The organism is Pseudomonas sp. RGB, from assembly GCF_007713445.1.
GTDB lineage: Bacteria > Pseudomonadota > Gammaproteobacteria > Pseudomonadales > Pseudomonadaceae > Aquipseudomonas.
Window position 1 is genome coordinate 54,660 of record NZ_VMSH01000013.1, and the last position, 16,679, is coordinate 71,338.

Sequence of the window (16,679 nt, forward strand, 5' to 3'; positions counted from 1 at the left end):
GGGCTAAATCCGGGTAAGATGCGCGCCTTTGCTCCCCAGATAAGCCGACCATGCCCGCGACTGCCCGCTTCCCTGCCCTGCCCTATATTTTCGCCCTGATCCTCGGCGTACTTGCCCTTGTCGGCTATTGGTACAGCCTCGGCCGGCCCGTGGTGTTGCCGGACGTGGCCAGCGCCAGCCACAAAATGCAATGCGCCTCGTACACGCCGTTCGACAAGGACCAGTCGCCGTTCGACCAGCCCTTCAAGCTGCGCCCCGAGCGCATGGACGCCGACCTGGCCCTGTTGGCCACCCGCTTTGAATGCATTCGCACCTACTCCATGACCGGCCTGGAAGCCTTGCCGGACCTGGCGCGCAAGCATGGGTTGAAGTTGATGGCCGGCGCCTGGGTCAGCAGTGACCCGGTTGCCACCGAAAAAGAAGTCGCCGAGTTGATCGCTGCGGCCAACGCCAACCCTGACGTGGTCACCTCGGTGATCGTCGGCAACGAAGCGCTGCTGCGCAAGGAAGTCACCGCCAAGCAGTTGGTGACGCTGATCCATAAGGTCAAAAGCCAGATCAAGCAGCCGGTGACTTATGCCGACGTGTGGGAGTTCTGGCTCAAGCACCCGGAAATCGCTCCGGCGGTGGACTTCCTGACCATTCACCTGCTGCCGTACTGGGAAGATGACCCGTCGGGCATCGACCAGGCGCTCAAGCACGTGGGTGATGTACGTCAGACTTTCGGCAACACGTTCGCGCCCAAGGATGTGCTGATCGGCGAGACCGGCTGGCCCAGCGAAGGCCGCCAACGCGAAACCGCCGTGCCGAGCCGGGTCAATGAGGCCAAGTTCATGCGCGGCTTTGTGGCCATGGCCGAGGCCAATGGCTGGCATTACAACCTGATCGAAGCCTTTGACCAGCCATGGAAACGCGCCAGCGAAGGCGCGGTTGGGGGTTACTGGGGGCTGTTTGATGCTGATCGCCAGGACAAGGGCATCCTCGCCGGGCCGGTCAGCAATGTGCCGTACTGGCCGCTGTGGCTGGGCGTGGGCGGGATTATCCTGCTGGGCACCTTGGTACTTGGCGGGCGCGTTCGCAGCACGCGCGCAGCACTCATGCTGCCATTGCTCGGTGCCGTAGCGGCCTGTTCCATCGGCACCTGGGCCGAGCTGACCCGCGTTACCGCGCGCTTCAACGATGAATGGGTGTGGGCAGGCTTGCTGGTGGTGTTGAACCTGCTGGTGCTGGCCCACGCCGCCCTGGCCCTGAGCGCGCGCGACGGTTGGCGTGAGCGGGCCTTTAACTGGCTGGAGCAACGCGCGGGCTGGCTGGTGGCAATCGCCGGGTTTGCCGGTGCGGTAATGATGCTCGCGCTGGTGTTTGACCCGCGTTATCGCAGCTTCCCGAGTGCGGCGCTGGTGTTGCCGGCGCTGGTTTACCTGATTCGCCCGGTAACCGGCCCGCGTCGGGAGATTGCGCTGCTGGCCTTCATCATCGGCGCAGGCATTGCGCCACAGCTGTATCGCGAAGGGTTGCAGAACCAGCAGGCGTGGGGTTGGGCAATCGTGAGTGTGCTGATGGTTGTAGCCTTGTGGCGTTGCTTGCGCGTGCGCAAGGCTTAAGGCCGCCATCGCAGGCAAGCCCACTCCCACATTAAGGCCGGATTCACGCGGTCAAAATGTGGGAGCGGGCTTGCTCGCGAAGAGACCCTGTCAGGCAGCCCGCGGCTTCCTGACCAACCGCAGCCCTGCAATCACCACCGCAAACACCGCAAACGTGGTGTTGTACAACGCCAGCGCCGGCAAGCCGAACACCATCCCCAACACGGCCAGTCCCCATCCGGCACGGCCCGGCACAAAAAATCCCAGCACCGATGTAACCAACGCCGCCCAGCCCAAGACCTTGAAGTGAATCATCAACCCCAGGTTTGAACGCAACTGGCATTCCCAGCGGCTGGCCTCATCGGCGCAGATGCCAACCCACTGGCCATCCTCCATAAAACCGTAACGTGCGCCATAACTGGCGGCCAGCCATAAAGGCAAGGCAATAAGCAGCAGGATCAGCGGCAAACGACGGGACATGGGGCACTCCGATAGACAAAAACGGCGCTCAGCTTAATCCCACGGCGGCCGTTAGCAAGCGGTGTGCACAGATAAGTATTCATCCATGCCTCGCAAAGTGTATCTTCTGGCTACTATTACCCCGATTCCGTGGCTTTTTTCCGACTTTTAGTGCCGAGAGCTGGCACTTCGGTGGCAACGCGGTGGTCATAGCCTGCGAACTTCATTCAGCACGTTTCCTCTTAGGGATTAAGTCATGCTCCGTTCCTTGCGCTGTGCTGCCTTGCTGGGCAGCCTATTTTTGAGTGCGTCAGCACTGGCCGTCGACATCGACCAGGCCAGCTATGGCTACCCTTTGACCAACCCGTTCGAAGCGACCATTGCGACCACCCCGCCTGACCTTCGGCCTAAATTGCCGACCGACGACGAGATCAACCAGTCCGACTACACGCTGAACATGCGCCCCGAGCGCGAGTTCAGCCTGCCGGACAACTTCTGGGCGGTGAAGAAACTCACCTATCGCATCGCCAAACAAGACCACGCCGCGCCGCTGATCTTCCTGATCGCGGGCACCGGCGCGCGGTTTGACAGCAGCATCAACGAATACCTGAAAAAACTCTATTACCAGGCCGGCTACCACGTGGTGCAGCTGTCGTCGCCAACCAGCTTCGATTTCATCAGCGCCGCTTCGCGCTTCGCCACCCCGGGGATCACCCAGGAAGACGCCGAGGACATGTACCGCGTGATGCAAGCCGTGCGCGCGCAGAACGCCTCGCTGCCGGTGACCGACTTCTACCTCACCGGCTACAGCCTCGGCGCCCTGGATGCGGCGTTTGTCAGCAAGCTCGACGAGACCCGTCGCAGCTTCAACTTCAAAAAGGTGCTGCTGCTCAACCCGCCGGTCAACCTCTACACCTCGATCACCAACCTCGACAAGCTGGTACAGACCGAGGTCAAAGGCATCAATAACACCACCACCTTCTATGAGCTGGTGCTGAGCAAGCTGACCCGCTACTTCCAGCAAAAGGGCTACATCGACCTCAATGACGCCCTGCTCTACGACTTCCAGAACTCCAAGCAGCACCTGACCAACGAACAAATGGCGATGCTGATCGGCACCTCGTTCCGCTTCTCGGCGGCCGACATTGCCTTTACCTCGGACCTGATCAACCGCCGCGGTCTGATCATTCCGCCTAAGTACCCGATCACCGAAGGCACCAGCCTCACGCCGTTCCTCAAGCGTGCGCTGCAATGCGACTTCGACTGCTACCTCACCGAACAAGTGATCCCCATGTGGCGCGCGCGTTCCGACGGCGGCAGCCTGCTGCAACTGGTTGACCAGGTGAGCCTGTACGCGCTCAAGGACTACCTGCACAGCAGCCCGAAAATCGCGGTGATGCACAACGCCGACGACGTGATCCTCGGCCCTGGCGACCTCGGTTTCCTGCGTAAAACCTTCGGCGATCGCTTGACCGTCTACCCGCTGGGCGGCCACTGCGGCAACCTTAATTACCGCGTCAACGCCGACGCCATGCTGGAGTTCTTCCGTGGCTAAATATCTTCTGCTGCTCGCCGCCCTGATGTGCGCGGGCGTCGCCAATGCCGACAACAGCAAGGCGCATGAACCGGTCAAGGTCGACGCTGATGGCTTCAAGGAGCCGCTGACCAAGCTCAAGTTCAACCCGGGCCTGGACCAGCGCGAGTTCGAGCGTTCATCGCTGACCGCGCTCAACGTGTACGACCCGCTGGAGTCGTGGAACCGCCGCGTGTACCACTTCAACTATCGCTTCGACCAGTGGGTGTTCCTGCCGGTGGTTGACGGCTACCGCTATGTCACCCCGAGCTTCCTGCGCACCGGCGTGAGCAACTTCTTCAACAACCTGGGCGATGTGCCCAACCTGTTGAACAGCCTGCTGCAGCTCAAGGGCCATCGCTCCCTGGAAACCACCGGGCGCCTGCTGCTCAACACCACCATTGGCGTCGCCGGCCTGTGGGACCCAGCCACCGCCATGGGCCTGCCGCGTCAGAGCGAAGACTTCGGTCAAACCTTGGGCTTCTACGGCGTGCCTGGCGGCGCCTACCTGGTGCTGCCGATCTTCGGCCCGTCGAACCTGCGCGACACCACCGGCCTGATCGTCGACTACGGCGCGGAAACCGAGATCAACTTCCTCAACGTGTCCAAGGTCAGCGAAAACCACCCGGAAATCTGGGCCCTGCGCGCCGTCGACAAGCGCTACCAGACCAGCTTCCGCTACGGTCAGATGAACTCGCCGTTCGAGTATGAAAAGGTGCGCTACATCTACACCGAATCGCGCAAGTTGCAGATTGCCGAGTAAACGCCCTGCAGATACAAAAAAGCCACTCACCTAAATGAGTGGCTTTTTTGTTTGTGCTCCAACATCACGCAGCAGTACGTGACGTATCCACAGAGCGACTGGCAGATTGTTCTTTAGCGCCCGGCCATAACCCAAAACCAACCCAGAAGAGCGACCCGACAAAAGGCAACAACGTCCAGAACGAGTTGACCTGGCTGATGCCGTTATCGGTGAGCCTTCGGCATAACAGAGTGACCCTGGCTGGCAGCGTCAGCAGCAAATAACCCAAGCCAATACCCAAGGTAGTTTTTATCCAATCTTCAAAAAACCACCAGCAAATAGCTATGTATGCCCCTTCAATTACCTTATCAACCAACTGAAAATACCAGAAAGCTCTCCTGCTCGACCGCCCCTCGAATACAAATGATTTCTTCAGTGCGTCCAGATACCAATTCATTTAAAACTCCCTGATTAACAGACTCTGTAAAACGCCTGGATAGGCCAAACAGAGCCGCAGATCTTAGGAAGGATTGAATTGGTCCTCTGTAGGGAAAAGCCTAAAGCGCTGCGACTAGACTGACTCACACGCCCTGGCAAACACCTGTCAATGTCTTACTGCGTGCCAAATTTTCTCGAAGATTTGAACCACCACCAACGCTACCGCCCCCGCAATAATCCCGGCCACCGCATTGAGCAGCGTCGGCATCAGCCACGCCATGGCGCCGACGCTCTGGCTCGCCGTCTCAATCCAGTGATGCACCACCGGCACGCCGTGGGTGAGAATCCCGCCACCGACCATGAACATCGCCGCCGTGCCGATCACCGACAGGCTTTTCATCATGTAAGGCGCGGCACGCAGAATCGCCCCGCCGATGCTGCGCGCGGCCTGGCCGGGCTTTTGGGTCAGCCACAGGCCGAGGTCATCGAGCTTGACGATACCGGCGACCAGGCCGTAAACGCCGATGGTCATCACAATGGCGATGCCCGACAGCACGATTACCTGCTGCATCAACGGTGCATCGGCGACCGTGCCGAGGGTGATGGCGATGATTTCCGCCGACAGAATGAAGTCGGTACGGATCGCGCCCTTGATCTTGTCCTTCTCAAACGCAACCAAGTCAGTCGCCGGGTCCGCCACCGCTTCGACCAAGTGCGCCTGTTCCTCAGTGCGCTTGTGTATGAAGCTATGCGCGAGCTTCTCAAAGCCCTCGAAACACAGATAAGCCCCGCCCAGCATCAACAACGGCGTGACCGCCCACGGCGCAAACGCGCTGATCAACAGCGCCGCAGGCACCAGAATCAACTTGTTGAGAAACGAGCCCTTGGCCACCGCCCACACCACCGGGATCTCCCGCTCGGCCCGCACCCCGGAAACCTGCTGGGCATTCAACGCCAAATCATCGCCGAGCACCCCGGCAGTCTTCTTGGCGGCCACTTTGGTCATCAACGCCACATCGTCGAGGACGGCGGCGATGTCGTCGATCAGTACCAGTAAGCTGCTTCCTGCCATGACACGGTCATCCTGTAAGTAAAGTGCCGCGAATATAACGCGGCGACCGTGAGGGAATATAGGTTTCCGCTGCGTGAAGGATTGCTGTTGATCTGGCTTTTGCTCTGCTTTTGCTTTTGCTCTGCTTTTGCTTTTGATCTGAGTCGCCCCGTCAACCACGCTGGCCGAACGCAGGCTTGAATCCGTGGGTAACCCGGCAGGACGCCGGGTTAGCCGCGCTGGGCCATGGATGGCCCATCGCGGCGGCCCACGGATTCAAGCCTGCGTTCGGGCACACCGAAGCGTGAGCGAGGTGCCGAGTGGTGGGGCGAGGACTTTTTGCTTACTTTTTGGTCCTTCAAAAAGTGAGCCGCTGTAAGAGCGGAACCCTAAGTGGCCGTTACCGAAGGAATGGATATGTACTCCGACTAGATATCCCAGCCAACCGGCACGCTCCCACAATTGGAGTGCGCTAGGTCAGCAAGATAATGGGCAGCTCGGAGGTCGCTATCGCAGGCAAGCCAGCTCCCACAGTGGGGCACCGGTGTGTCAGTGCTGCCAACCACCGCCCAGGCTCTGGATCAGCGCCACACTGCCCTGGCTCAACTGCCCCTGCGTATCACGCAAATTCTGCTCCGCTTGCAGCAACACCAGTTGTTGGGTCAACACCGTCTCCCGACTGACAGTGCCCGCACGCAACTGCGCTTCCTGGCTGCCAAACAGTTGCTGATTGCGCGCGTACACCTGCTGGAAGGCATCCGCCTGAGTTTGCAGATGATTGATCGCCGACAAATTGTCCTCGACATTCTGCAAGGCACTCAGCACCGTGCCCCGGTAGTTGGCGGCGATCTGGTCATAACTGGCCTCAGCCTGCTTGACCGCCGCCTCGCGCGCGCCGCCATCAAAAATCGTCTCCGCCAACGCCGGGCCCAACGTCCAGATGCGGTTGGGCAACGAAAACAACCCACCCAGCGCACTGCCGCGATAACCCAGTTGAGCCGTGAGGTCGAGAGTGGGGAAAAACGCCGCCTCAGCCACGCCGATCTTGGCGTTGGCCGCCGCCGCCGAGCGCTCGGCCGCAACCACATCAGGCCGGCGTTGCAACAAGGTCGAGGCCAAGGTCAACGGTGGCCGTGGCACCACGAATGCAAAATCAGTCCGTGGCGCAAGGCTGAACTCACTCGGCGCCACGCCCACCAGTACCGCCAAGGCATGCTCGTACTGTTCGCGATCACGCAGCGAGGTCTGCAAGCCGGCTATCGAGGTGGTCAATTGATCCTGAGCCACCAGCAACTGGTCATTAGTGGCCACGCCCTGGGTGAACTGCGCCTGGATCATGTCGAGCAATTGCTGATTGATGGTCTGCTGCTGTTGCAACAGGCGCACATCGATATCCATCTGCCGCAACGCCAGGTAATTACTCGCCACGCTGGAACTGATCGACAACCGCACTCCGGCCAGCAACGCATCCGATTGCTGGGCTGTGGCCTGGCTCGACTCGATACCCCGGCGCACTTCACCCCACAAATCCGGCTCCCAGCTTGCGGTCAATGTGGCGCTGACACTGTTCTTCACCCCGGTCGACGCCGTGGTGGTGCTGGACGTGCTGCCGTCGCCGCCCTCGCCGCGCGAACCGGACAAGCCCACGCCCACCGTCGGCCACAACCCGGCGCGGCTCGACGCCACCTGCGCCTGGGCCAACCGATACGCCGCCTCAGCCGCAATGATCGACTGGTTGGCCTTGGCCGAACGCGCCACCAAGTCATTGAGCACCGGGTCCTGATAGGCCAGCCACCACTGGCTGTCCAACGCCCCTTGGGGGTTGGAGACCGCCCGCTGCCACTGCGCGCCCTCCTTGAACGACTGTGGCAGTTCCATCGCCGGTTTCTGATAATCCGGCCCGACCATGCAGCCCCCCAGCACCAGGCTGGCCAACAGCACGCTATATCTGAGTTTCATGACCTTGCTTCCTTGTGCCGCCCCAGGCGCTGAGACGCCCGGTCGAGCCAGAGGTAAATCACTGGAGTGGTGTAGAGCGTCAGCACCTGGCTGAACAACAGCCCACCAATAATCGAAATCCCCAACGGCCGGCGCAGTTCCGAGCCATAACCTGAGCCGAGCACCAGCGGCAGCGCGCCGAGAATCGCCGCCAGCGTTGTCATCATGATCGGCCGGAAGCGGATCAGGCAGGCGCGCCGGATCGCTTCCTTGGCCGTGAGGCCGAACTCCCGCCGTTCGGTGATCGCGAAGTCGATCATCATGATTGCGTTCTTCTTCACGATGCCGATCAACAGGATCACCCCCACCAGCGCGATGATCGACAACTCGGTGCCGGTCAGCAGCAAGGCGATCAACGCGCCGACGCCCGCCGAGGGCAAGGTGGAGAGGATGGTCAGCGGGTGCATCAGGTTCTCATACAGAATGCCCAACACGATGTACACCGAGAGCAACGCGGCGACGATCAGCAGCGGCTCGCTGGCCACCGACGACTGGAACACCTGGGCCGTGCCGGCAAACTGGCCGGTGACGCTGGCCGGCATGCGCAGCTGTTTCACCGCGTCCTCCACCAGCGCGGTGGCCTGGCCGATCGAGGTGCCGGGGGCGAGGTTGAACGAGACGGTCACGGCCGGAAAAGTGCCTTGGTGGCTGATCGAAATCGCCGTGCGCGAGATGCTGTTATCGGCCAGCGCAGACAGCGGCACCAACGTCGTGGGCGTGGTCAGGTTCGGCGCGGCGGTGGTGCCTTTGGCCGCCACTGCGGTGTTGCCGGCCGGCACGTAAATCCCCTTGAGCGCTTGAGGGTCGGTCCAGTACTGCGGGGCGATTTCCATCACCACGTGGTACTGGTTGGCGGCGCGGTAAAGGGTCGAGACCTGACGCTGGCCGAACGCGTCGTACAGCGTCTGGTCCACCGCCGACATGCCCACGCCGAGCCGCGCGGCGGTGTCGCGGTTGATGCTCACATTGGCCAATAGACTGTTGTCTTGCTGGTCGGTGTTCAAGTCGGTGAGTTGCGGCAACTTATGCAGCACTTCCACCACCTTGGGCACCCATTCATCCAGGGATTGCTGGTCGTCGGCAGTCAGCGTGTATTGGTACTGCGCGCCGCTTTGCCGGCCGCCCACGGTGATGTCCTGGGCGGCCTGCAAAAACAGCTTGGTGCCAGGCAGATCGCCGAGGCTGCGGCGGATCTGGCCGATCACATCGACGGCACTGTCCTTGCGCTGATCAATCGGCTTGAGCAGCACAAACAGCTGCGCACTGTTGACCGCCCCGCCGCCACCGCCACCGCCGCCGACAAACCCGGCAGCAGTTTCCACATTGGGGTTTTGCATGACCTTGTGGTTGATCTGGGTGAAGTCCTTTTGCATCGCCCCGTAGGAAATACTCTGCGCCGCGATGATGCTGCCCTGCAGGCGGCCGGTGTCTTCCTGGGGAAAGAAGCCCTTGGGCACCAGCACGTACAGCACGCCCGCGAGCACGATCACCAGCACCGTCACCACGCCCATCAGGATCGAGTGCTCGATCACCCAGCCCAGCGTGCGGTCGTAGAAGCGGTGAAAGCGTGAGTCCGGGTGCTCATTGCCTTCGCGGATTTCCTTGGGTGCGCGCAGCAGCACGCTGGCGAGCATCGGCGTCACCGTCAGCGAAATCACCATCGAGATGACGATGGCCACCGATAGCGACACCGAGAACTCGCGAAACAGCCGCCCGACAATCCCGCCCATCAGCAGCAACGGAATAAACACCGCCACCAGCGACACGCTGATGGTCAGCACCGTAAAGCCGACTTCCTGCGCCCCGGCCAGTGCGGCTTCGACCCGCGTCTTGCCGCGCTCCAGGTGACGCATGATGTTTTCCACCACCACGATCGCATCGTCGACCACAAAGCCGGTGGAAATGGTCAGCGCCATCAACGACAGGTTATTCAGGCTGTAGCCGAGGAAGTACATCGCGCCAAAGGTGCCAAGCAACGACAACGGCACCACCACAGCCGGCACCAGAGTGCTGCGCCAGTCGCGGAAGAAGCCGAAGGTCACCAGCGTCACCAGCAGGATCGAGGCCAGCAAGGTCACTTCCACGTCATGCAACGACGCGCGAATGGTGGTGGTGCGGTCCATCAGCAGGTTGAGCTTGATCGACGCCGGGATCGAGCTTTGCAAAAACGGCAGCGAGGCTTTCACCGCGTCCACCGTGTCGATCACGTTGGCGCCCGGTTGCTTGAACACCACCAGCAGCACCGCCGGCTTGCCGTTGGACAGGCCGAAGTTGCGCAGGTCCTGCACGTCTTCGCGCACGTAACCGAGGTCGGCAATGTGGATCAGGTCGCCGGTACTGGCCTTGACCACCAGCGGCCCGTAGTCGTTGCTGTCGAGCAACTGGTCATTAGCGCCAATGCCATACGAGCGATCGCCCACCGCCACATTGCCCTTGGGCAGGTTGGCGTTGGAGGCGCCGATGACCTGGCGCACCTGCTCCAGGCTCACGCCGTATTGGTTGAGCCGGTCCGGGTTCAGCTCAATGCGCACTGCCGGCAATGCGCCGCCGCCCACCGTGACGTCGCCGACGCCGGTGGTTTGCAGCAGGCGTTGTTCGAGCACCGTCGAGGCCGCGTCATACATCTGCCCCGGCATGGCGCTGTCGGAGGTCAGGCTGATGATCAGGATCGGCGAATCGGCCGGGTTGACCTTGCGGTAGGTCGGGTTGCCGGACAGGTCGCTGGGCAAGTTGCTGCGCGCGGCGTTGATCGCCGCCTGCACGTCCCGCGCGGCGCCGTCGATGTCACGGCTGAGGTCAAACTGCATAGTGATGCGCGTCGAACCGAGGCTGCTGGCGGAGGTCATTTGCGTGACCCCGGCGATCTGCCCGAACTGGCGCTCCAGCGGCGTGGCCACGGAGCTGGCGACGGTGGTCGGGTCGGCGCCAGGTAATGAGGCGCTGACGCTGATGGTGGGGAAATCCACTTCCGGCAACGGCGCCACCGGCAACAGGTTGAACGCCAGCACACCAAACAACGCCAGCCCGGCCGACAGCAGCGTGGTGGCAATCGGGCGATGGATAAACGGCGCGCTGAGGTTCATCGCATCATTCCAGCGCCACCGGGCGACGGCTGAAACGCTGCCCCAGGCCGTGCATTGCGAGGAAGATCACCGGCGTGGAAAACAGCGTGAGCAACTGGCTGAGCAACAGCCCGCCGATAATCGCGATGCCCAGCGGGTGGCGCAGCTCCGAGCCGATGCCGGTGCCCAGCGCCAACGGCACCGCGCCGAACAGCGAGGCCATGCTGGTCATCAGGATCGGCCGAAAGCGCAGCTCCGCCGCCTGGCGAATCGCTTCCACCGGGCTCAAGCCGCCCTCGCGCAGAAGCTCCAGCGCGAAGTCGACCATCATGATGCCGTTTTTCATGACGATGCCGATCAGCAACACAATGCCGATCAGGCCGATGATGTCGAACTGCGTGCCCGTCACCAGCAACGCCAGCAACGCGCCGAGGGCCGCCGACAACAGGGTCGAGAGGATGGTCACCGGGTGCACGAAGCTCTCGTACAGAATGCCCAGCATCAGGTACACCACCACGATGGCCGCCAACACCAGAAATACCTGGTTGGACAGCGATGCCTGGAACGTCGCCGCCGCACCTTCAAGATTGGCTTGCACCGACAATGGCAGGCCGACTTTGGCTTCAATGTCCTGCAGCCGCGTCACCGCCGCGCCCAGCGTCTGGCCGGGCGCGAGGTTGAACGACACGTCCGCATAGGGAAACTGCCCCAGGCGGTTGATGGTGACCGGCGAACGCACCACCTCCAGGGTCGCCATGCTCGACAGCGGCGCCACGCCACCGCCGGGAATGTCCACGTACAAACCGGTGAGCAAGTCCGGCAAATTTCGCGGCGGGTGGTCGGTGGCGATCACCACGTGGTACTGGTTGAGCTGGGTGTAAATGGTTGAGACCTGGCGCTGGCCAAACGCGTCGTAGAGCACATCGTCGATAGCCTGCGGGGTAATCCCCAGGCGCGAGGCGGTGGCGCGGTCGAAGGTCAGCTTGATCTGGTTGCCGAACTGCATGGCCTGGCTTTGCACGTCGGTGAACATCGGGTCTTGCTTGATCGCGGCGAGCAACTTGGTGGTCCACTGCTCCAGTTCATCCGGGTCGGTGGCTTGCAGGCCCAGGCGGTAACTGGTGGTGGACACCGTGGCGTCCAGGGTCAGGTCCTGCACCGAGTGCAGGTAGAGGCGGATGCCGGCGTCGTCGGCATTCGCATCGGCCAGGCGGCGGATCACTTCGGTGGCGCTGTCTCGCTCGCCACGCGGTTTGAGGTTGATCAGCAAGTTGCCCTGGTTGATGGTCGGGTTGGTCTGGTCGATACCGACGAACGACGACAGGCTTTGCACCGCCGGGTCCTTGAGGATACGTGCGGCCAGGCGTTGCTGTTCAACCTGCATCTGCTGGAACGAGATGGTCGGCGAGGCCTGGGAAATGCCCTGGATCAGGCCGGTGTCCTGATCGGGAAAAAAGCCCTTGGGCATGATCACCAAGGTGAACAAGGTCAGCGCGGCGGTGAGCACCACCGAGATCAGCGTCAAGGTGCGGTGCGCCAACACCCAATCCAGGCCGCGTACATAGTGGTTGTTGATGCGGTCGAAGAAGTCCGGGCGGCGCTCTTCATGCTTGGACTTGAGCATGCGCGCGCACATCATTGGCGTCAGCGTCAGTGAAATCACCGCCGAAATCACGATGGTCACCGCCACGGTCATGGCGAATTCGCGGAACAACCGCCCGACCACATCGCCCATGAACAGCAGCGGGATCATCACCGCAATCAGCGCGATGGACAGCGAGATGATAGTAAAACCGATCTGCTCCGCGCCCTTGAGCGCCGCTTGCAACGGCGTGTCGCCGGCCTCCAGGTAGCGCGTGATGTTTTCGATCATGACGATGGCGTCATCGACCACAAAACCGATGGCGATGGTCAATGCCATCAACGTCAGGTTGTTCAGCGAAAAGCCCAGCGCGTAGGCCACCGCCAGGGTACCGATCAGCGTCAGCGGGATGGTCACGGCCGGAATGATCGTGGCCGGGATATTGCGCAGGAAGATGAAGATCACGATCACCACCAGCAAAATCGCCAGCCCCAGCTCGTACTGCACATCGGTGACCGAAGCGCGGATGGTCTGGGTGCGGTCGGTGAGCACCGCGACCTTCAAGGTGCCCGGCAGGCTGGCGCGTAATTTGGGCAGCAGCTGCTGCACACGGTCGACCACTTCGATCACGTTGGCGCCGGGCTGGCGCTGGATATTCAGCACGATAGACGGCGTGTCATTGGTCCACGCCGCCTGGCGGGGGTTTTCCGCGCCCTGGGTGGAACTGGCGATCTGCGACAGGCGAATCGGCGCGCCATTTTTGTAGGCAATCACCAGGTCGCGGTATTCCTCGGCCGACTGCAGTTGGTCGTTGGCGCCAATGGAATAGGCCTGGAACTTGCCATCGATATTGCCCTTGGCCTGGTTGACGTTGGCCGTACCGAGCGAGGTGCGCAGGTCATCCAGGGACAGGCCGAGGCTGTTCAGCGCCGAGGTGTTGGCCTCGACCCGCACCGCCGGGCGCTGGCCGCCACTGATGGTGACCAGGCCGACGCCGGTGATCTGCGAGATTTTCTGTGCCAGGCGCGTGTCGGCCAGGTCTTCGACCTTGGTCAGCGGCAACACGTCGGAGGTCAACGACAGGGTCAGCACCGGCGCATCCGCCGGGTTGACCTTGCTGTACACCGGCGGGTACGGCAGGTTGGCCGGCAGGAAGGTGCCGGCCGCGTTGATCGCCGCCTGCACTTCCTGTTCGGCCACGTCCAGCGACAGCGACAAATCGAATTGCAGGGTCACCACCGAAGCGCCGTCCGAGCTGGTCGAGTTCATCGACTTGAGCCCCGGCATTTCGCCGAGCTGGCGCTCCAGCGGCGCGGTAATCGACGAGCTGACCACGTCCGGGCTGGCACCGGGGTATTGGGTGAACACCTGGATGGTCGGGTAATCCACCTCCGGCAGCGCCGACACCGACAGCAAGTGGTAACCCAACAGGCCGAGCAGCAACACCGCGACCATCATCAGCGTGGTGGCCACCGGGCGTTCGATAAAGGGCCGCGAAATATTCATGCTCGGCGGCTCCTCACTGGGCGACGACCTTCACCGCCGAGCCGTCGTCGAGCTTGTCGGCGCCTTCGGTGATCACCTGCTCACCGGCCTTGACGCCATTGTCGAGCACCGCCGAGACATCGCCGGTGGACGGGCCGGTCTTGATCGTGCGCAGGCTGGCCTTGTTGCCGTTGACCACAAACACGAAGTCGCCCTTGCTGCCGTGCTGGATCGCACGGGTCGGGACCACGGCGATCTGGCTCAAGGTGTCGGCCTTGAGCCGGGCGTTGACGAACTGATTGGGAAACAGCGCATTGCCCGAGTCATCAAACTGCGCCTTGACCTTGATCGTGCCGGTGCTGGTGTCCACCTGGTTATCCAGCGCCAGCAGGCTGCCGGTGGCGAGCAACGATTGTTTGTTGCGGTCGTAGGCCAGCACCGTGACGCTGCCGCGCGCCAGAGCCTGGTTGATCGCCCCCAGGTCATCTTCGGGCACGGCGAACACCACGGTGGCCGGGTTCATCTGGGTGATGACCACGATGCCGGTAGTGCTGGCGGTGGTCACGTAGTTGCCGGGATCGACCAGGCGCAGACCGACCACGCCATCCACCGGCGAGGTGATGGTGCAGTAGCTCAATTGCACGTCGAGGTTTTGTACGTTGCCTTGGTCGGCGGCCACAGTGCCTTGTTGTTGCTGCACCAGCGAGGCCTGGGTATCAAGGGTTTGCTGGCTGGTGGAGCCGGCTTTGACCAGGTCGCGGTAACGGGCCAGGTCGCGCTGGGCATTGCTCAACACCGCCTGGTCATGCGCCAGGGTGCCCTTGGCCACGGCCAGTTGCGCCTTGAGCGCGCGGTCGTCGATACGGGCGATGACCTGGCCTTTGCTGACGTGCTGGCCTTCCTTGAATTCCACGCTGCTGAGGATGCCATCGACCTGGGTCACCACCGTGACACTGCGGGTGGGCGTGACGGTGCCGAGGGCGTCGATGTACACCGGCACATCCTGCAAGGCTACCGGCACTGCTGCCACCGGTTCGCCGGGGGACACGGGCTTGCCTTTATGGGCGCCGCCAAACAAATGCATGCCCAGGCCAATCAACAGCGCCACCACCAATAACGCGCCAACCACCCAGGCGAACGTACGTCGTCTGCTTTTCTCCACGGTTTCTCACTCGAACGCCGACTACAGGACTGAACGCCGGCCCAGATGGCCGCGTCCTTGCTCTGAACTCTAGCAGCGCGGCCAGCCTGTGCCTGTACTACCGTGAATACGTTCAGCATCAAGACAGATAAAGTCAGCTGCAACGCCCGGCGTACAAGGGCTGCGCCGGCATTCTTGAGCGCTGCGTCAAGCCGGTGCTACCATGCTCGACCGCCTGTCCTGGCAAGGAAAATCCTGGTTTATGAGCACCATTCGCGAGCGCAATAAAGAAATGATCCTGCGGGCGGCCAGCGAGGAGTTTGCCGACAAGGGCTTCGCCGCGACCAAAACCAGCGACATCGCCGCCAAGGCCGGGCTGCCCAAGCCCAACGTCTATTACTACTTCAAGTCCAAGGACAACCTCTACCGCGAGGTGCTCGAAAGCATTATCGAGCCGATCCTGGCGGCGTCCACGCCGTTCAATCCAGACGGCGAGCCCGCGGTGGTGCTGAGCAATTACATCCGCTCCAAGATCCGCATCTCCCGCGACCTGCCGTTCGCCTCCAAGGTATTCGCCAGCGAAATCATGCACGGCGCACCGCACCTGAGCAGCCAGCAGGTCGAGCAACTGAACGCCCAGGCCAAGCACAACATCGACTGCATCCAGAGCTGGGTGGATCGCGGCCTGATCGCCGCCATTGACCCCCATCACCTGATGTTCAGCATCTGGGCGGCGACGCAGACCTATGCCGACTTTGATTGGCAGATATCGGCCGTGACCGGCAAGGCCAAGCTGGATGAGGCCGATTATGAAGCGGCGGCGCAGACGATTATTCGGTTGGTGCTTAAGGGGTGTGAGCCGGACTGAGAGACCGCGGCGCCTGTGCCATTCGCGAGCAAGCCCGCTCCCACACGGGTTTTGCGCTAGACACACAGTGTATGAACGCCGCAGAGCCTATGTGGGAGCGGGCTTGCTCGCGAAAGCGCCCTCCCAGACACATCCTGCCAACAGCCTGTCGATCAACCCCTGCTTTCAATACCTAGCCTCTCAGAACACCATCTGAAAAGAGGCCATGGAATGCCTGATCTCCCCGCATCAAAACGACTGCGCATCGGTCGTTACAGCGAATCCAACCGAATTTACCTACTCACCACCAACACACTTGATCGCGCGCCCATTTTCAAGGACTTCAAACTTGGCCGACTGGTTGTCCAACAATTCAGAATCGCCCAGAACCAAGGCTTGGCAACGTCGTTGGCATGGGTAGTCATGCCTGACCATTTCCACTGGCTTATCTCACTAGAGAAAGGTTCCCTTTGCGACTTGATGCGCCAAGTGAAATCCAAAAGCACTCGAGTCGTAAATGCAGTTGCCGGGCGTCAGGGACGTCTTTGGCAACCTGGATTTCACGATCATGCCGTGCGGCGCGAAGAAAGCCTGGAAGGTATAGCCCGCTACATTGTGGCCAACCCCCTGCGAGCAGGCCTGGTGAAGAAGTTTGGCGATTATCCGCTTTGGGATGCGATCTGGATTTGACTGAAGACCGAGTCGCCGCCATCGCGGG

General features: G+C 61.7%; 12 protein-coding genes. 5 read left to right on the forward strand and 7 right to left on the reverse strand.

The genetic code is table 11. The features are described 5' to 3' along the window. Positions 1-50 precede the first annotated feature (50 nt). Positions 51-1,604, forward strand: a complete 1,554-nt coding sequence (locus tag FPT15_RS23220; RefSeq protein ID WP_145164997.1) for a glycosyl hydrolase family 17 protein — start codon at positions 51-53, stop codon at positions 1,602-1,604. Positions 1,605-1,694: 90 nt separating this feature from the next. Here FPT15_RS23220 and FPT15_RS23225 read toward each other — a convergent pair whose 3' ends face one another. Then, entirely contained in the window at positions 1,695-2,063 is a 369-nt protein-coding gene (locus tag FPT15_RS23225) for a hypothetical protein (RefSeq protein WP_106576748.1), read from the reverse strand. A gap of 235 nt (positions 2,064-2,298) precedes the next feature. Here FPT15_RS23225 and FPT15_RS23230 point away from each other — a divergent pair, with 235 nt between their 5' ends. Together FPT15_RS23230 and FPT15_RS23235 are read left to right on the forward strand one after the other, a co-directional pair. After that, the gene (locus FPT15_RS23230) at positions 2,299-3,597 is read left to right on the forward strand and encodes a serine/threonine protein kinase (RefSeq protein WP_106576749.1); all 1,299 of its coding nucleotides are present in this window, start codon (positions 2,299-2,301) and stop codon (positions 3,595-3,597) included. After that, positions 3,590-4,378: a VacJ family lipoprotein gene (locus FPT15_RS23235; protein WP_145164999.1), complete on the forward strand. Its 789-nt coding sequence runs from the start codon at positions 3,590-3,592 to the stop codon at positions 4,376-4,378. Before FPT15_RS23230 ends, FPT15_RS23235 begins: the two co-directional genes overlap by 8 nt. A gap of 64 nt (positions 4,379-4,442) precedes the next feature. Here FPT15_RS23235 and FPT15_RS23240 read toward each other — a convergent pair whose 3' ends face one another. From FPT15_RS23240 to FPT15_RS23265, 6 genes are all read right to left on the reverse strand, one after another. Then, a complete protein-coding gene (locus tag FPT15_RS23240; protein WP_145165001.1) occupies positions 4,443-4,814 on the reverse strand; it encodes a DUF805 domain-containing protein in 372 nt (123 codons plus the stop codon). 147 nt (positions 4,815-4,961) lie between these two features. Next, the gene (locus tag FPT15_RS23245) at positions 4,962-5,867 is read right to left on the reverse strand and encodes a DUF808 domain-containing protein (protein WP_145165003.1); all 906 of its coding nucleotides are present in this window, start codon (positions 5,865-5,867) and stop codon (positions 4,962-4,964) included. A gap of 528 nt (positions 5,868-6,395) precedes the next feature. Beyond that, complete coding sequence (locus tag FPT15_RS23250; protein ID WP_145165006.1) at positions 6,396-7,805, reverse strand: efflux transporter outer membrane subunit; 1,410 nt, start codon at positions 7,803-7,805, stop codon at positions 6,396-6,398. Beyond that, positions 7,802-10,927, reverse strand: coding sequence for an efflux RND transporter permease subunit (locus FPT15_RS23255; protein ID WP_145165008.1), 3,126 nt, complete (start codon positions 10,925-10,927; stop codon positions 7,802-7,804). Before FPT15_RS23255 ends, FPT15_RS23250 begins: the two co-directional genes overlap by 4 nt. A gap of 4 nt (positions 10,928-10,931) precedes the next feature. Next, complete coding sequence (locus FPT15_RS23260; RefSeq protein WP_145165011.1) at positions 10,932-13,994, reverse strand: efflux RND transporter permease subunit; 3,063 nt, start codon at positions 13,992-13,994, stop codon at positions 10,932-10,934. A gap of 13 nt (positions 13,995-14,007) precedes the next feature. Next, positions 14,008-15,135 (reverse strand): efflux RND transporter periplasmic adaptor subunit, encoded by a 1,128-nt coding sequence (locus FPT15_RS23265; protein ID WP_145165013.1) that lies wholly within the window; start codon positions 15,133-15,135, stop codon positions 14,008-14,010. Between the two features lie 241 nt (positions 15,136-15,376). Between FPT15_RS23265 and FPT15_RS23270 the strand changes: the two genes are divergently transcribed. Together FPT15_RS23270 and FPT15_RS23275 are read left to right on the forward strand one after the other, a co-directional pair. After that, the gene (locus tag FPT15_RS23270; protein WP_145165015.1) at positions 15,377-15,982 is read left to right on the forward strand and encodes a TetR/AcrR family transcriptional regulator; all 606 of its coding nucleotides are present in this window, start codon (positions 15,377-15,379) and stop codon (positions 15,980-15,982) included. 210 nt (positions 15,983-16,192) lie between these two features. Further along, positions 16,193-16,651: a transposase gene (locus FPT15_RS23275; protein WP_145165017.1), complete on the forward strand. Its 459-nt coding sequence runs from the start codon at positions 16,193-16,195 to the stop codon at positions 16,649-16,651. Positions 16,652-16,679 lie beyond the last annotated feature (28 nt).